Origin of the sequence: Pseudomonas sp. Leaf127 (assembly GCF_001423155.1) — a bacterium.
GTDB classification, from domain to species: domain Bacteria; phylum Pseudomonadota; class Gammaproteobacteria; order Pseudomonadales; family Pseudomonadaceae; genus Aquipseudomonas; species Aquipseudomonas ovata.
In genome coordinates, this window is record NZ_LMOA01000012.1 from 316,382 (window position 1) to 332,964 (window position 16,583).

General features: G+C 63.0%; 12 protein-coding genes and 1 pseudogene. 8 read left to right on the forward strand and 5 right to left on the reverse strand.

Annotation, left to right across the window (positions count from 1 at the left end):
* The first annotated feature begins 71 nt into the window (after window positions 1–71).
* From ppsA to ASF84_RS09195, 8 genes are all read left to right on the forward strand, one after another.
* Complete coding sequence (gene ppsA / locus ASF84_RS09160; RefSeq protein ID WP_056837427.1) at window positions 72–2,447, forward strand: phosphoenolpyruvate synthase; 2,376 nt, start codon at window positions 72–74, stop codon at window positions 2,445–2,447.
* A gap of 142 nt (window positions 2,448–2,589) precedes the next feature.
* On the forward strand, window positions 2,590–3,591 hold the full coding sequence (locus tag ASF84_RS09165) for an alpha/beta fold hydrolase (protein ID WP_056837428.1): 1,002 nt from the start codon (window positions 2,590–2,592) through the stop codon (window positions 3,589–3,591).
* Between the two features lie 259 nt (window positions 3,592–3,850).
* Window positions 3,851–4,339, forward strand: a complete 489-nt coding sequence (gene rraA / locus ASF84_RS09170) for a ribonuclease E activity regulator RraA (RefSeq protein ID WP_056837430.1) — start codon at window positions 3,851–3,853, stop codon at window positions 4,337–4,339.
* A 13-nt stretch (window positions 4,340–4,352) separates the two neighbouring features.
* Window positions 4,353–5,348, forward strand: a complete 996-nt coding sequence (locus ASF84_RS09175) for a zinc transporter ZntB (protein WP_056837432.1) — start codon at window positions 4,353–4,355, stop codon at window positions 5,346–5,348.
* Window positions 5,349–5,434: 86 nt separating this feature from the next.
* On the forward strand, window positions 5,435–5,683 hold the full coding sequence (locus ASF84_RS09180) for a hypothetical protein (RefSeq protein ID WP_056837434.1): 249 nt from the start codon (window positions 5,435–5,437) through the stop codon (window positions 5,681–5,683).
* A 2-nt stretch (window positions 5,684–5,685) separates the two neighbouring features.
* Window positions 5,686–6,510 (forward strand): mechanosensitive ion channel family protein, encoded by an 825-nt coding sequence (locus ASF84_RS09185; protein ID WP_056837436.1) that lies wholly within the window; start codon window positions 5,686–5,688, stop codon window positions 6,508–6,510.
* Window positions 6,511–6,597: 87 nt separating this feature from the next.
* On the forward strand, window positions 6,598–7,188 hold the full coding sequence (gene sigX, locus ASF84_RS09190) for an RNA polymerase sigma factor SigX (RefSeq protein WP_056837438.1): 591 nt from the start codon (window positions 6,598–6,600) through the stop codon (window positions 7,186–7,188).
* Between the two features lie 106 nt (window positions 7,189–7,294).
* Window positions 7,295–8,332 carry an OmpA family protein gene (locus tag ASF84_RS09195; RefSeq protein WP_056837440.1) on the forward strand — a complete coding sequence of 346 codons (1,038 nt, stop codon included), beginning with the start codon at window positions 7,295–7,297 and terminating at the stop codon, window positions 8,330–8,332.
* A gap of 131 nt (window positions 8,333–8,463) precedes the next feature.
* On the opposite strand, the gene cobA is transcribed toward ASF84_RS09195, so the two are convergent.
* From cobA to ASF84_RS09220, 5 genes and pseudogenes are all read right to left on the reverse strand, one after another.
* The gene (gene cobA / locus ASF84_RS09200) at window positions 8,464–9,234 is read right to left on the reverse strand and encodes a uroporphyrinogen-III C-methyltransferase (protein WP_056837442.1); all 771 of its coding nucleotides are present in this window, start codon (window positions 9,232–9,234) and stop codon (window positions 8,464–8,466) included.
* Between the two features lie 10 nt (window positions 9,235–9,244).
* The gene (locus ASF84_RS09205) at window positions 9,245–11,980 is read right to left on the reverse strand and encodes a nitrate reductase (RefSeq protein WP_056837444.1); all 2,736 of its coding nucleotides are present in this window, start codon (window positions 11,978–11,980) and stop codon (window positions 9,245–9,247) included.
* A gap of 8 nt (window positions 11,981–11,988) precedes the next feature.
* Window positions 11,989–13,194 (reverse strand): annotated as a pseudogene (locus ASF84_RS09210) (NAD(P)/FAD-dependent oxidoreductase); the annotation flags it as partial.
* Window positions 13,195–13,593: 399 nt separating this feature from the next.
* Complete coding sequence (locus ASF84_RS09215) at window positions 13,594–15,249, reverse strand: bifunctional protein-serine/threonine kinase/phosphatase (protein ID WP_056837446.1); 1,656 nt, start codon at window positions 15,247–15,249, stop codon at window positions 13,594–13,596.
* 9 nt (window positions 15,250–15,258) lie between these two features.
* Window positions 15,259–16,470 (reverse strand): nitrate/nitrite transporter, encoded by a 1,212-nt coding sequence (locus tag ASF84_RS09220; RefSeq protein WP_056837448.1) that lies wholly within the window; start codon window positions 16,468–16,470, stop codon window positions 15,259–15,261.
* Window positions 16,471–16,583 lie beyond the last annotated feature (113 nt).

Below are 16,583 nucleotides of genomic sequence, written 5' to 3' on the forward strand. Positions count from 1 at the left end.
AACGCAGGTCGTTTTCAGAGGCACCCATGAGCTTTTCCCAACAACGAACAATAGTTAGTGGAGAGATCACCTTGGTAGAGTACGTAGTTTCCCTCGACACGCTCGGCGTCCATGATGTGGAGCACGTGGGAGGCAAGAACGCATCCCTCGGCGAAATGATCAGCAACCTGGCAGGCGCTGGCGTTTCGGTACCTGGTGGCTTTGCCACCACGGCCCAGGCCTACCGTGATTTCCTTGAGCTCAGTGGTCTGAACGATCAGATCCACGCCGCTCTGGATGCTCTGGATGTCGATGATGTCAACGCCCTGGCCAAGACCGGCGCGCAGATTCGTCAGTGGATCATGGAAGCCGAGTTTCCCGAGCGTCTCAACGCCGAGATTCGCACCGCCTTCGAGCAATTGTCGGCCGGTAACCCGAACCTGGCCGTGGCCGTGCGTTCTTCCGCCACCGCCGAAGACCTGCCCGATGCTTCCTTTGCCGGCCAGCAGGAAACCTTCCTGAACATTCGCGGCGTGGACAATGTGATCCGCGCCACCAAAGAGGTCTTTGCCTCTTTGTTCAACGACCGCGCCATTTCCTACCGCGTGCACCAGGGCTTCGACCACAAGCTGGTGGCCCTGTCGGCCGGCGTGCAGCGTATGGTGCGCTCCGAGACCGGCACCGCCGGCGTGATGTTCACCCTGGACACCGAGTCCGGTTTCCGTGACGTCGTGTTCATCACCGGTGCCTATGGCCTGGGCGAGACTGTAGTGCAGGGCGCCGTCAACCCTGACGAGTTCTATGTCCATAAAGATACCCTGACCGCCGGCCGCCCGGCCATCCTGCGCCGCAACCTGGGCAGCAAGGCGATCAAGATGATCTACGGTGACGAGGCCAAGGCCGGCAAGTCGGTCAAGGTCGTCGACGTCGAGGCCGCCGAGCGCGCCCGCTTCTGCCTGACCGACGCCGAAGTCAATGAGCTGGCCAAGCAGGCCATCATCATCGAGAAACACTACAAGGCCCCGATGGACATCGAGTGGGCCAAGGATGGCGACGACGGCAAGCTGTACATCGTCCAGGCGCGTCCTGAAACCGTGAAAAGCCGCAGCAACGCCAACGTCATGGAGCGCTACCTGCTCAAGGAAAAAGGCAGTGTGCTGGTCGAAGGCCGCGCCATCGGCCAGCGCATCGGCGCCGGCAAGGTGCGCATCATCAAGGACGTCTCGGAGATGGACAAGGTCCAGCCCGGCGACGTGCTGGTCTCGGACATGACCGACCCTGACTGGGAGCCGGTGATGAAGCGCGCCAGCGCCATCGTCACCAACCGTGGCGGGCGCACCTGCCACGCGGCGATCATCGCCCGTGAGCTGGGCATCCCGGCGGTCGTGGGTTGCGGCAACGCCACCCAGCTGCTGCGTGACGGCCAGGGCGTGACCGTCTCCTGCGCCGAAGGCGACACCGGCTACATCTTCGAAGGCGAGCTGGGCTTCGACATCAAGACCAACTCGGTCGATGCCATGCCTGACCTGCCGTTCAAGATCATGATGAACGTCGGCAACCCCGACCGTGCCTTCGATTTTGCCCAGTTGCCCAACGCCGGTGTCGGCCTGGCGCGCCTGGAGTTCATCATCAACCGCATGATCGGCGTGCACCCCAAGGCGCTGCTCAACTACGACGGCCTGCCGCCGGACATCAAGGACAGCGTCGACAAGCGTATCGCCGGCTACAGCGATCCGGTCAGCTTCTATGTCGACAAGCTGGTCGAGGGCATCAGCACCCTGGCTGCGGCCTTCACCCCGAAAAAGGTCATCGTGCGCCTCTCGGACTTCAAGTCCAACGAGTACGCCAACCTGATCGGCGGCAAGCTGTACGAGCCCGAAGAAGAGAACCCGATGCTGGGCTTCCGCGGCGCTTCGCGCTACATCAGCGAGAACTTCCGCGACTGCTTCGAGCTGGAGTGCCGTGCCCTCAAGCGCGTACGTGAAGACATGGGCCTGGCCAATGTCGAGATCATGGTGCCGTTCGTGCGCACCCTGGGCGAAGCCAGCCAGGTCATCGATCTGCTGGCGGCCAACGGCCTCAAGCGCGGCGAGAACGGCCTGCGCATCATCATGATGTGCGAGCTGCCGTCCAACGCCATCCTGGCCGAAGAGTTCCTCGAATATTTCGACGGCTTCTCGATCGGCTCCAACGACCTGACCCAGCTCACCCTGGGCCTGGACCGCGACTCGGGGGTCATTGCGCACCTGTTCGACGAGCGCAATCCTGCGGTCAAGAAGTTGCTGTCCAATGCCATCCAGGCCTGCAACAAGGCCGGCAAGTACATCGGCATCTGTGGCCAGGGTCCTTCGGACCACCCGGACCTGGCGCGCTGGCTGATGGAGCAGGGCATCGAGAGCGTTTCGCTCAACCCTGACTCGGTGCTCGAAACCTGGTTCTTCCTTGCCGAAGGCCAGGCACCCGCCTGATGTGATGCGATGACGTTCCGGGCCGTCTACACGGTTCGGGATGGTCGAGAAAGGCGGTTTCCTCCGGAGGCCGCCTTTTTTTATCCAGTCGTTTTGTGCCACTCAAGGGCCGGATGCCCTTGAACTCTTGATCAAGAACACTATGCAAAGCAGCAGCTCTCTTTTTCCCGTGGCGTTGATGAGCGCCGAACGTCGCGGCGATCTGGTCGAAGATGTCTACCGTCTCAAGCCTGGCAACAGTCCCGATGCCACTGTCGAGCTGGCCGTCACCCGTCTTGGCCTGGTCGACCAGGCCCGGCCGCGCGGTGTGCCGGTGATTCTGCTGCATGGCAGTTTTTCCAACCGCCGCTTCTGGTACTCGCCCAAGGGCATTGGTCTGGGGCCTTATCTGGCGCGCGCCGGCTTTGATGTGTGGATCGCTGAAATGCGCGGGCACGGCCTGTCGGCACGCAACGCGACCTGGCGCACCAACAAAGTGGCCGATTACGCCCGTTACGACCTGCCGGTCATCGGCGCCTTCGTCAAGGAACTGAGCGGACAGGTGCCGCACTGGATCGGCCATTCGCTGGGGGGAACCACCCTGGCAGCGGCGTTGGGCGGCCAGTATCTGGGCGAGAGCGATGCCGCTTCCGTGGCGCTGTTCGGCAGCCAGGTCAGTCGCTATTACTGGCCGCTGAAAATCCCGCCGGTGCAATGGGCAGGCCGTCTGCTGCTGCGCTCGTTCGAGCATATTTCCGGGTCGCGCTTCAAGCGCGGTCCGGAAGACGAGCCGGTCGGCGTGGCCCTGGAGAGCATGCGCTGGCATGGCCTGTTCGGACGTTTTGGCGAGCGTGACAACCATTGGTGGGCCGGCCTTGCCAATGTGCGCCTGCCGGTGCTGGCCGTGGCGGCCGAAGGCGACCATCAGGACCCGCCCTGGGCCTGCCGCCTGCTGCTTGAACGCTTTGGCTCCGGGCAGCGCCAGTTCCTGAGCCTGGGGCGCCGGCAGGGTTTCAGCGAGGATTTCGATCACGTGCGCATGCTGATCAGCACGGCGGCGCAAGAACAGGTCTGGCCCCGGGTGCTCGACTGGTTGCAGCAGCGCCCGGTCGGTGAATCGCTGCCCGCTGCCGAGCCGCCGCAGGGCGTGGCGGCCGAAACGTGAGAGGCTTGCACAATGGCCTGTGGCTGGGTACGGTCACGGTCCAGACTGTGTAAAAACTACTGCGCTCGGCCATGCTGCGTTGAAAACAGGCTCGGGCGCGAGTCCGATCAAAATGCTCATTTACAATCCGTAAACTCCGCTTTTTCGCTTGTTTGCGCCTTGCCTGGCCTTCGCTCGCTACGTTTTTACACAGCCTGGGGCGGGCCATGGCCTGAGGCCTGGCACCGGACCCTTGCCATTGACTGACAGGAGTTACCCCATGCACTACATCACCCCGGATTTGTGCGATGCCCATCCCGATTCCGTGACTGTACTGGAACCGATGTTCAGCAACTTTGGCGGTCGCGATTCGTTCGGTGGCCAGATCGTCACGGTCAAATGCTTCGAAGACAACTCACGGGTCAAGGAGCTGGTGGGGCAGGACGGCAAGGGCAAGGTGCTGGTGGTGGACGGCGGCGGCTCACTGCGCTGCGCGCTGCTGGGCGATATCCTGGCCGGACAGGCCGCCAGCAATGGCTGGGAAGGGGTGCTGGTCTACGGCTGCATCCGTGACGTCGATATCATCGCCCAGACCGACCTGGGCGTGCAGGCACTGGCCAGCCATCCGCTGCGTTCGGTGCGCCGCAATGTCGGGGATGTCGATGTGCCGGTGACCTTTGCCGGTGTGACCTTCCATCCCGGTCACTATCTGTACGCCGACAACAACGGTGTGATCATTTCCCCCACTGCCCTGAGCATGCCTGAGTAAGTGAAATTAGCGAATGTTTGACGAAGCCAACGCGCAATGGGGGCTGGTCCATGCCCTGGTACTGGATGGCAATGGGGGCGCACGGCAACTGGCCCGCACCGAACTGGGGAACTTGCACCTGCAGCCGCAGGAAAGCCTGTGGCTGCACTGGGACCGCAGCCACCCCCAGACGCATGCCTGGTTGCGCAATGACAGCGGCTTGAGCGAATTCAGCTGCACCTTGCTGCTTGAAGAAAACACCCGGCCACGCCTGCTGGCGTTGCCGGACCAGCAATTGCTGCTGTTTCTGCGCGGGGTCAACCTCAATCCGGGCGCCGAGCCTGAAGACATGGTCTCGGTGCGCATCTTTGCAGCCGCCCAGCGCATCATTTCCCTGCGCCTGCGGCCCTTGCGTGCCACCGAGGAATTGATCGGGCAACTGCTCGAGGGCCGTGGGCCCAAAACCGCTTCCGAGCTGATCCTGACCCTGTCGCAATTGCTGACCGACAAGCTCCAGGACCTGGTCGGTGATCTGACCGAGACAGTGGACGAAGAAGAAGAGCGCAACGACGCCGACGAGTGCTACAGCCCCGATCACGGCCTGTTGCTGCAGACCCGTCGTCGTGCGGCCGGGCTGCGCCGCTTCCTGGCGCCCCAGCGCGACATCTTCGCCCAGTTGTCGCGCAGTCGCCTGACGTGGTTTGTCGATGACGATGTCGACTACTGGAACGAGCTGAACAACAGCCTGACCCGTTACCTTGAAGAGCTGGAGCTGACCCGCGAGCGCCTGGGCCTGCTGCTTGAAGCCGAGGACCGCCAGTTGAGGGAGCGGATGAACCGCACCATGTACCGTTTCGGCATCATCACCGGTATTTTCCTGCCCATGACATTCCTGACCGGCCTGCTGGGCATCAATGTCGGCGGCATTCCGGGTGCCGACAGCGCGAACGGCTTCCTGATTGCGTGTGGCCTGATCGTGGCGCTGGCACTGGGGCAGTGGTGGCTGTTCCGGCGTTTGCGCTGGTTATGAAGAATGTTTCATCTTGGCAAGAAGCAGCCCGGTGTGACTCGTTGGCCTGGGGCTGCGTCTTTCTGTGACATTGCGTGAGGTGGCAGATGCACGATCCGTTTGAAGAATCCCTGCGGGACATGCTCAAGGCATCGTCCTCCATTCGGGATGATGATGCCTGTCTGGGCCGCGTCCTGAAAACCGCCAACCGGCAGGTCGGTGCCGGCGTGCTGTTCGGCCTGCTGGGCCGCTGGACGCAAGCCATGATGATTGCCGTCAATAACGGCAGCGCCCACGTTGCCCCGGTCTCGCGTCGCAGCAAGCCTGCTGTGCGCCCTGTCGATAAGGCTGATTGAACATGGAATTGGACCTCTGGACCCAGAGTCTCGTGACTGCAATGACGGCATTGTGGACCAAGATTGCAAATTTCATCCCCAGCCTGTTCGGTGCGCTGGTGGTGGTGGTACTGGGCTTCGTGGTGGCCAAGCTGCTCGATGCCCTGTTGTCCAGGCTGCTGGCCAAGCTGGGCCTGGATCGCCTGATGAACGGTACCGGGCTGACCAAGCTGATCAGCCGCGCCGGGGTCAAGGTGCCGATCTCGACCCTGATCGGCAAGATCGTGTACTGGTTTGTGCTCTTGATTTTTCTGGTTTCTGCGGCAGAATCGCTCGGCTTGCAGCGGGTCTCTGCGACTCTGGACATGCTTGCGCTGTACCTGCCCAAGGTATTTGGCGCCGCTCTGGTGCTGCTGGTCGGTGTGCTGCTGGCACAGTTGGCCAATGGCCTGGTGCGAGGTGCGGCAGAAGGTGTGGGTGTCGACTATGCTGCGGGCCTGGGGCGCGTGGCGCAGGGCCTGGTGATCATTATCAGTATCTCGGTGGCGATCAGTCAGCTGGAGGTCAAGACCGACCTGCTGAACCATGTGATCGTCATTGTGCTGATTACCGTAGGTCTGGCCGTCGCCCTGGCGATGGGGCTGGGCAGCCGGGAAATCGCCGGGCAGATCCTGGCGGGTATTTATGTACGTGAACTCTATCAGGTCGGCCAGATGGTTCAGGTCGGCGATATCGAAGGGCAGATCGAGGAAATAGGGACGGTCAAGACCACGCTGTTGACCGATGATGGGGAGTTGGTTTCGTTTTCCAACCGGATTCTTCTCGAGCAGCGTGTTAGCAGCCGTTAAGCGGCTAACCTGCTAATCTGTGCCGCCATCAAATCGCCTGTTTACAGGTGATGGCGGCCTTTGACCTGACTTTCGGCACGATTCGTTTTGAATAAACCCTCTCCGCTATCGCTGCGCTACGAACCCCATGAACTCTCTGATGAGGAGCTGGTTGCGCGCGCCCATGATGAGTTGTTTCATGTGACGCGTGCTTATGAGGAGCTGATGCGTCGCTACCAGCGCACCCTTTTTAACGTCTGCGCACGTTATTTGGGGAACGATCGCGACGCGGACGATGTCTGTCAGGAAGTGATGCTTAAGGTGCTGTACGGCCTGAAGAATTTCGAGGGTAAATCGAAATTCAAGACCTGGCTGTACAGCATCACCTATAACGAGTGCATCACTCAGTATCGAAAGGAACGGCGAAAGCGTCGCTTGATGGACGCGTTGAGCCTCGACCCGATCGAGGAAGCGACCGAAGACCGGACGCCTAAACCTGAAGAGCGGGGCGGGCTTGATCGCTGGCTTGTGCATGTGAACCCGATTGACCGGGAGATTCTGGTGCTACGTTTTGTCGCAGAGCTGGAGTTCCAGGAAATCGCAGACATCATGCACATGGGCTTGAGCGCAACGAAAATGCGCTACAAGCGGGCTTTGGATAAGCTGCGGGAGAAATTTGCAGGTAGTGCCGAAACTTAACCCGGCGCAAATACCTCTAACGAGCCGGCATGTTCTGATAGACTTGCCACCGAGTTGTCCCTGCATTTTGGGGCTGCTTTACAATCACCAGATGGGGATTTAACGGATGAAACTGAAAAACACCTTGGGCTTGGCCATTGGTACAATCGTTGCCGCCACTTCGTTCGGCGCACTGGCTCAAGGCCAAGGCGCAGTCGAAATCGAAGGCTTCGCCAAAAAAGAATATTACGACAGCGCCCGCGACTTCAAAAACGACGGCAACCTGTTCGGTGGTTCGATTGGCTACTTCCTGACCGACGACGTCGAGCTGCGTCTGGGCTACGACGAAGTTCATAACGTCCGTGGCGAAGATGGCAAGAACATCAAGGGCTCCAACACCGCCCTGGACGCTCTGTACCACTTCAACAACCCAGGCGACATGCTGCGTCCCTACGTCTCCGCTGGTTTCTCTGACCAGAGCATCGGCCAGACCGGCCGTAGCGGCCGTAACGGTTCGACCTTCGCCAACCTGGGCGGCGGTGCCAAGCTGTACTTCACTGACAACTTCTACGCCCGTGCCGGCGTTGAAGCTCAGTACAACATCGACCAGGGCGACACCGAGTGGGCGCCAAGCGTCGGTATCGGTGTGAACTTCGGTGGCGGCAGCAAGCCAGCCGCAGCACCGGCTCCAGCGCCAGTAGCTGAAGTGTGCTCCGACAGCGACAACGACGGCGTGTGCGACAACGTCGACAAGTGCCCTGACACCCCGGCCAACGTTACCGTTGACGCTGATGGCTGCCCGGCCGTTGCCGAAGTGGTTCGTGTCGAGCTGGACGTGAAGTTCGACTTCGACAAGTCGGTTGTCAAGCCTAACAGCTACGGCGACATCAAGAACCTGGCTGACTTCATGCAGCAGTACCCACAGACCACCACCACTGTTGAAGGTCACACTGACTCCGTCGGTCCTGACGCTTACAACCAGAAACTGTCCGAGCGTCGCGCAAGCGCCGTTAAACAGGTTCTGGTCAACCAGTACGGCGTTGGCGCCAACCGCGTCAACTCGGTTGGTTACGGCGAATCGCGTCCAGTTGCTGACAACGCTACCGAATCCGGTCGTGCAGTCAACCGTCGCGTAGAAGCTGAAGTAGAAGCCCAGGCCAAGTAATTAGCCTGCCTTCTGGCAGACGGGTGGCCCAGGTCACCTGATCTGCAATGAAAAATGCCCCGTACCGCAAGGTACGGGGCATTTTTTGTTATGGCGTGAGTGCAGCCGCAGCCTCCGCTTCAGGGGGCGGTTTAGCCGCCAAGGGCGCGAAGAGGGGCGTCTGTTCCCCGACCGGCACCGGTCGCACAGTCCCCGGCAGCACCCACCACCTCACCAATCACCAGCACGGCCGGGCTCTTGAGGCCGAACGACAGCGCATCACGCTGCATGTCGCACAAGGTGCTGCGGCATTCGCGCTGGTGGGGCAACGAAGCGTTTTCGATCATCGCCACCGGCATGCCTGCGCTCATGCCGCCGGCCAGCAGGCCGGCGCAGATCTCGTCCAGCCGCGCCACGCCCATGTACACCACCAGCGTGGTGCCGGTCTGTGCCAGCGCCGACCAGTTCAGGCTGCTGTCATCCTGGGTGTGGGCTGTGATCAGCGTGACGCCCCGGCTGATGCCGCGCAGGGTCAGCGAAATGTCGCACTGAGTGGCGCCGGCCAGGCCTGCAGTGATGCCGTTGACCAGTTCCACTTCGATACCGTGCTCCTTGAGCCATTGAGCTTCTTCACCGCCACGGCCGAAGATGCACGGGTCGCCGCCCTTGAGGCGCACCACGCACTTGCCCTGGCGGGCATAGCGCAGCATCAGCCGGTGAATGAAGGCCTGCGGTGTCGAGCGGCAGCCGCCGCGCTTGCCCACACGGATGACCCGTGCAGTGGGGCTGTGCTCGAGCACCGCCGGATTGACCAGGTCATCGATCATCACGATGTCAGCGCTGTGCAGGGCGCGCACCGCCTTGAGGGTCAACAGTTCGGGATCGCCGGGACCTGCGCCCACCAGCCAGACTTTTGCGTTCATGGGGTATTCCTCACTCAGTGACGGCGACAAGGTTGATCAGGCGTTTTATTTCCGGGACACAGGACCCGCATTGGGTGCCGCAGCCCAGTTGTTGTTTCAATTGGTCCAGGCACAAGCCGCGCTCGATGCCGGCGCTGATGCTGCTCTGGCTGACGTTCTTGCAATTGCACACGATGGTGTCGCGGGTCTGCAGCGCGCTTTTGCCCGGCTCGCGACTGATGGGGGCGAGCATCCAGCGGCGCAGGGGCTCGTCGGCGCGGCCTTCCAGCCACAGGTTCTGCAACCAGTGCCGGGCCAGGGTTTCCCCGGCCAGGCGTACGGCAGTGATGCGCTCCTGATCAATGCGCACGCGTTTGCCGACACCCCGGCTGGCGTCGTCGTAGGCCATGACTGGACCGTGATCCAGGCCCAGCAGGTGGTCGATCTGCGCCAGCAGGGCGGCTTCGGGCGCGTGCGGATGGGCGGCGCGAATCACCAGCGCCGGGCGTTCACGGCCCGCCAGGCTCAGGCTGGCGTAGTCGAAGGCTTCGCACAGCGGTCGCAGGGCCTGCAGATGATTCTGCACGTCGCCTTCGATCAGCGCAAAGAACTGCCAGGGCAGGTCGGCCTTTTCGACCCGCACCCCGCTGTGCTTGAGCTCTGGCTGTTTGGAGAGCGGGTCATAGGCCGGCTGGGTGAGCAGGTTGACCCCGCCCTTGAGGAAGCGATCGCCCCAGTGCATCGGCAGCCAGGCATGCCCGGCCCGCAGGCTGTCATCGCTGGCGACCGGCACCACGAGGTGGCCGCGCCGGCTGTGCAGGCGCACCAGATCGCCGCTTTCCAGGTGCTGGCGTTGCATGTCGGCCGGATTCAGGCCCAGCACCGCCTCGCTGACATGGCCGAACAGCCGGGCGGCGGTGCCGGTGCGGCTCATGCCGTGCCACTGGTCGCGCAGCCGGCCGGTATTGAGGGTCAGTGGGAAAAGCGCGTCGCGGCGTTCCTGCGGGGCCACATAGCCTTCGCAGACAAACTGCGCACGCCCCGAGGCGGTGGGGAATACGCCATCGCTGTACAAGCGTGCCGTGCCGGCGCTGGCACCTTCTGGAAACGGCCATTGTTGCGGGCCAAGCTGTTCGAGCAGGTCGCGGTTGATACCGCTCATGTCCAGGTCACGGCCGCGCGTCAGGCCTTTATATTCATCAAACAGCGACCGTGCCGTCGCAAAGTCGAACAGCGGCGCGCTGCCGGGTCGCAGGCGCTTTTGCAGGCGCCGGGCGAAATCCACGGTGATCGACCAGTCGGCCCGGGCCTGGCCCGGTGCGGGAATGGCCTTGCGCACGTTGGACAGGCGCCGCTCGGAGTTGGTCACCGTCCCTTCTTTCTCGCCCCAACTGGCGGCCGGCAGCAGCAGGTCGGCATAGTGGGCGGTTTCGGTGGTGCGAAAGGCTTCCTGCAAGACCACGAACGGGCAGTCGCTCAGTGCCTGGCGCACGGTGGCCTGGTCCGGCATTGATTGCGCCGGGTTGGTGCAGGCAATCCACAAGGCCTTGATCGTGCCGTTGCGCACCTGCTCGAACAGATCGACCGCCGACAGGCCGGGAGTGGCCGGCAGCCCGGCGACGTTCCAGTACTCGGCCACTTCGCGGCGGTGCTCGGCATTGCCCGCCTCGCGGTGCCCTGGCAGCAGGTTGGACAGGCTGCCGGTTTCCCGGCCGCCCATGGCATTGGGCTGGCCGGTCAGCGAGAAAGGGCCGGCGCCGGGGCGGCCGATCTGCCCGGTGGCCAGGTGCAGGTTGATCAGCGCACTGTTCTTGGCGCTGCCGGCGGTGGACTGGTTCAGGCCCATGCACCACAGCGACAGAAAAGCCGGTGCCTCACCGATCAGCCGGGCGCAGGTGTGCAGGTCTTCGACACGGATGCCGCACACCTGGGCGACATGCTCAGGCGTGTAGTCGTGCACCAGCGCCTTGAGTTCGCTGAAATGCTCGGTGTGGGCGTTGATAAAGGTCTCATCGGTGTACGCTTGTTCGATCAGCAGGTGCAGCAGACCATGGAACAGCGCCACATCGCTGCCGCCCTGAATCGCCAGGTGCAGGTCGGCCAGCTCGCAGGTGTCGGTGCGTCGTGGATCGACCACGATGATCTTCATGTCCGGGCGGCGGCTTTTGGCTTCTTCCAGGCGACGGAACAGCACCGGGTGGGCATAAGCCATGTTGCTGCCGACGATCAGCAGGGTGTCGGCCAGTTCGATGTCCTGGTAGTTGCACGGCGGCGCATCGGCGCCCAGGCTGCGCTTGTAGCCGACCACTGCCGAGGACATGCACAGCCGCGAATTGCTGTCGATGTTGTTGGTGCCGACCAAGGCCCTTGCCAGTTTGTTGAAGGCGTAGTAATCCTCGGTCAGCAACTGGCCGGAAATGTAGAACGCCACGCTGTCAGGACCATGCTCGGCGATGGCCTGGGCGAATACACCCGTGGCGTGCTCCAGTGCCGTGTCCCAGTCGGTGACGCTGCGTGGCAGGGCTTTGCCCAGGCGCAGTTCCGGGTACAGCGCCCGGCTGCTCAGGTCACCGGTCAAGTGCAGGCTCGAGCCCTTGCTGCACAGGCGGCCGAAGTTGGCCGGGTGGTGCGGGTCGCCGCTGACGCCATGGATGTGCAGGTCGTCGTGTTCGATCAGTACCCCGCACCCCACGCCGCAATAGCAGCACGTCGACGCTGTCGTACGCAGCGGGCCGGAAGTGGCAATGGGCAGGCTCAGGTCGGTCATGCGCTGGCCGCCTGGGCGCCGAACATCAGGTGCTCGCGGATCGCGTCGATGCGGCTGTTGGTGCGAATCTGCTCCATGTACCAACTGCCGTCGGCGGTATCGCCGTACAGGCAGGCGCCCACCAGCCTGTCGTCCTTGATCACCAGCTTCTTGTAGACGCCGCTGATGGGGTCTGAATAGGTGATGCACTCGGTGCCTTCGCCGCCCTGGAAATCACCGGCCGAAAACAGGTCGATGCCGGTGACCTTGAGCTTGGCCGAGGTCACCGAGCCCGGGTAACGGGCAAAGCCCAGTTGCGCCAGGTGGTTGGCGCAGACCCTGGCCTGCTCGAACAGCGGTGCAACCAGTCCATAGGCCACGCCGCGATGGCTGGCGCACTCACCGATGGCATAGATGCGCGGATCAAAGGTCTGCAAGGTGTCATTGACCAGAATGCCGCGATTGCACGGCAGCCCGCAGCTTTCAGCCAGGGCCGTTTCGGGACGGATGCCGGCAGCCATGACCACCAGGTCGGCGGCAATGACCTGACCGTCCTGCAGTTGCACGCCTTTTACCCGGCCCTGATCGTCACCGAACAGGGCCTGGGTATGGGCGTTCAGGCAAAAGCTCAATTGGCGCTGTTCCAGGGCCTTTTGCAGCAGGCGCCCGCAGGTTTTATCCAGTTGCCGCTCCAGCAGGCTCTGGCCGTGATGCACCACCGTCACCTGCATGCCGCGCAGCGCCAGGCCGTTGGCCGCTTCCAGGCCCAGCAGGCCGCCACCGATGATCACGGCGCGTTGATGGGTATTAGCGGTGTCGATCATTTTCCGGGTGTCGGCAATGTCGCGATAGCCGATCACACCCTCAAGGTCATTGCCCGGCACCGGCAGGATATAAGGCTTGGAGCCGGTGGCGATCAGCAGCCGGTCATAGTGGGCCTCGGTGCCGTCATCGGCGATCACCCGGCGCTGCCTGCGATCAATCTTTACCACGCGACGGCCCAGGAACAGGCGGATGTCATGGTCGCGGTACCAGTTCAGGTCGTTGAGCACGATGTCATCGAAGCCCTGTTCGCCTGCCAGCACGGGCGACAACATGATGCGGTTGTAATTGGGATGCGGTTCGGCCCCGAATACGGTGATGTCGTACAGGCCTTCGCTGAGCTTGAGCAGTTCTTCGAGGGTGCGGACCCCGGCCATGCCGTTGCCGATCATCACCAGTTTGAGTTTTTTCATGGGGTCTGCACCTATGGCCTGATTCGATACCGCATAAACAAAAAAGGCGCCCCCGCCAGTTGCCTGACGAGGACGCCTTTGTCCGCTCCCGTATCATCGGGAAGTGCCGCCTTCGCCATTGAAGACCGCACGCTATGTGTGTGTTGGGTAAAGCTGATGCAGCGGCTGTGCCAACTTGTGCGAAGCCCTGAAAACAGGGCCTTGCGTCGACGCTGGCAGGCCTTGTGTGCACCGCATTGAGGCGCGGCGCACACAAGCTGTGCGTGCAGCATTTATCCCCTGTAGCGCGCTTGCCGGAATGCCGGACTACCGCGACCGAGTGCGGAGCGCTTGCAGAAATCTGCGAAACGCTGCAAATTTACGACTGCTAACGCAGCCGGTCGCGGGCAGAGCGCGCTCCTACATCACCATCACGATGAAGGCTGTCAGATTGCCCAGCAGCGACAGCAGTGCCAGCGTGCGCCAGACCTTGATCGGCTCGCGCTCCAGCCAGGGCCGGGGGCGTGGCGTGACGCTGCGGTGCTCACCCTGCTCCAGTTCCAGCAGCCATTGTTCGGCGGTTTCGAAGCGTTGCTGCGGATCGGCCTGTAGCGCCTGGGTCAACTGATCGTTGAGCCAGTCGGGCAGGTCGGGTCGGTAGCGGCTGGCCGGAATCGGCGTCGTGAAGCGCCGGTGCTGGAAGGCTTCGATCTCGCCGTATGGGTATTGCCCGGTCAGCAGGTAATACAGCGTGACGGCCACGGCATACAGATCCTGAGCGGGCGCCGGGTCTGCACCTTGAAACGCCTCGGGCGCAATGAAACTGGGCGTGCCGGGCAAATCGCCGGGGATACGGCTGGACAGTCCCGGGCAGAATGCCAGGCCGAAATCCAGCACGCGCAGTTCGCCATCGTCACCCAGCAACAGGTTCTCCGGCTTGATGTCGCGGTGGATGATATTGCGCCGGTGCAACAGGCCGGTGGCACGCAGCAGGCGGGTTGCCAGGTCCTGCCACTGCACCAGCGGCAGCGGGCCGGTCACGGCGAACAGTTTGTCCAGCGTGCGCCCCGGATACTGGCGCATCAGGTAATACAAATGCTGGCGCTCAGGCAAGGGGGCGGCTTCGGGAAAATGCCGCCCGGCGACCCGGCGCAGGAACCATTCTTCCAATAGCAAGGCTTGCCCGGCGCCGTCTTCGTCGGCGCGACTGGCCGGCAGGGTCTTGAGCAACCAGGGCTGGCCGCTGTCGTCGCTGACCCGATAGAGCAATGACTGACGCGACTGCGCCAGCACGCTCTGCACCTGCCAGCCTTCGAAGCGCTGGCCGGGCTTGAGCGGCGGCGGCAGTGGCCATTGCTGCAACTGGCGCAGGGTATCGCCCAGGTCATCGTGGCCAACGCTGTCGACCTGTAACAGCAGGGCGCTGGCGTTGTCCTGGCTGCCGGCCAGGTGGGCGGCGCTGACCAGGGCCCTGGTGCAGGCCTGCAGGTCGTCGGTGTCGCTCAGGATCGAGCGGATGCCCGGGTCGCCGAGGGTCGCCCAGACACCGTCGCTGACCAGCAGCAGGCGTTCGCCTTCGCGCAGCTCGCCATCCAGGTAATCCATGACCACATACTGATCCAGCCCCAGCGCGCGCTTGAGCACATGGTTCATGTCTGGTTGTTCCCAGACATGGTCCTCGCTGATGCGTTGCAGGTGGCCGGCATGCCAGCGATAGACCCGGCAATCGCCGACATGCGCCAGGGTAAAGCGCCGACCGCGCAGCACCAGGGCGCTCAGCGTGGTCAACAGGCCGTTGGCCAGCAGCCAGCGGTTCTGCGCCAGCAGCAGCTTGTCCAGCGCCTGGACGATGCTCCAGGTTTCCGGGGTGGCGTAGTAATCCAGGGCCAGGGCTTGCAGGGTCGACTGCGCCGCCAGCGCGCCATCGGCGCACTGGCTGACCCCATCGGCCAGGGCAAACAGATACCCCTTGCTGGCGGCCAAAGTCGGCACTGGCGTGACCAGGCGCAGCGCATCCTGATTCTCGCTGCGCGGACCACTGGCGCTGAATTGTGCACAACTCAGTTGCAGCGTCATGTGGCCGGCTCAGACCCGGGCTGCTGTAACGGCTGCCGAGCCCCAGGTGGTGCGCCAGCGACGCTTGACGTTCAGCAGGCCGAACCAGGCCAGCACCGCCAGGCCGGCAAACAGCCACAGGCCCATCTGGTAGTCACCGGTGTGCTGCTTGATGGTGCCAAGGCCGGCCGCCAGGAAGAAACCGCCAATGCCGCCGGCCATGCCGATCAACCCGGTCATGACCCCGATTTCCTTGCGAAAACGCTGTGGCACCAACTGGAAGACCGCGCCGTTGCCGGCACCCAGGCCCAGCATGGCGGCCACGAACAGCGCCAGCGCTGCCCACGAGCTGGGCAGGTTGAAGCCGACGGCCGCAATGCCGATGGCCGCGACCATGTACATCGCGGTCAGGGTGCGGATGCCGCCGAAGCGGTCGGCCAGCGCGCCGCCCAGTGGGCGCATCAGGCTGCCACCGAATACACAGGCGGCGGTGTAATAGCCGGCGGTGATCGGACTCAGGCCGTACTGGTCGTTGAAATAACCGGGCAGGGCGCTGGCCAGGCCGATGAAGCCGCCGAAGGTCACGCTGTAGAAGAACATGAACCACCAACTGTCACGGTCGCCCAGGGCCTTGAAGTAGTCGGTCATGGACTTGGGCTTGCTGCGTTCCGGTGCGTTGCGTGCCATCAGGGTAAAGGCGATCAGGGTCAGCACCAGCGGAATCAGCGCCAGGCCGAATACGTTGCCCCAACCGAAGCTGGCCGCCAGTACCGGGGCAATCAAGGCCGCCAGCACGGTGCCAGAGTTGCCGGCGCCGGCGATGCCCATGGCCTTGCCTTGGTGCTGCGGCGGGTACCACTGCGAAGCCAGTGGCAGTGCCACGGCGAACGATGCACCGGCCATGCCCAGGAACAGGCCCAGCAGCAGCGCCTGCTCATAGGTGTGGATGCCCAGTTGCCAGGCCACGAACAGTGCCACGATAACGATGACCTGGCCGATGATGCCGGCCGTCTTGGGGGACAACTGATCGGCCAGCATGCCCATCACGAAGCGCAGCACGGCGCCCGCCAGGATCGGGGTTGCCACCATCAGGCCGCGCTGTTGGGTGGTCAATTGCAGGTCAGCGGCGATCTGCACCGCCATCGGCCCAAGCAGGTACCAGACCATGAAACTCAGGTCGAAATACAGAAAGGCTGCAAAAAGGGTCGGTCTGTGCCCGGCCTTCCAGAAACTTGTATCCATTGCACACCTCATCATCTGCCAGAAGTAGGTCGTCGGGGTCATGGCCACGACGTGGAAGTTGTCGGTTCTCGGGGTGCGCACAGGACAAGCCGGCGGCACCACCCCCTCATCGC

Excerpts from the sequence above, each read along its gene's own strand:
- ASF84_RS09175 (WP_056837432.1), top strand. The coding sequence starts at position 4,353 with ATGTTTGACGAAGCCAACGCGCAATGGGGGCTGGTCCATGCCCTGGTA.
- ASF84_RS09205 (WP_056837444.1), bottom strand. The coding sequence starts at position 11,980 with ATGACCGACCTGAGCCTGCCCATTGCCACTTCCGGCCCGCTGCGTACG.
- rraA (WP_056837430.1), top strand. The coding sequence starts at position 3,851 with ATGCACTACATCACCCCGGATTTGTGCGATGCCCATCCCGATTCCGTG.
- cobA (WP_056837442.1), bottom strand. The coding sequence starts at position 9,234 with ATGAACGCAAAAGTCTGGCTGGTGGGCGCAGGTCCCGGCGATCCCGAA.
- ASF84_RS09180 (WP_056837434.1), top strand. The coding sequence starts at position 5,435 with ATGCACGATCCGTTTGAAGAATCCCTGCGGGACATGCTCAAGGCATCG.
- ASF84_RS09185 (WP_056837436.1), top strand. The coding sequence starts at position 5,686 with ATGGAATTGGACCTCTGGACCCAGAGTCTCGTGACTGCAATGACGGCA.
- ASF84_RS09195 (WP_056837440.1), top strand. The coding sequence starts at position 7,295 with ATGAAACTGAAAAACACCTTGGGCTTGGCCATTGGTACAATCGTTGCC.
- ASF84_RS09165 (WP_056837428.1), top strand. The coding sequence starts at position 2,590 with ATGCAAAGCAGCAGCTCTCTTTTTCCCGTGGCGTTGATGAGCGCCGAA.
- ASF84_RS09220 (WP_056837448.1), bottom strand. The coding sequence starts at position 16,470 with ATGGATACAAGTTTCTGGAAGGCCGGGCACAGACCGACCCTTTTTGCA.
- ASF84_RS09215 (WP_056837446.1), bottom strand. The coding sequence starts at position 15,249 with ATGACGCTGCAACTGAGTTGTGCACAATTCAGCGCCAGTGGTCCGCGC.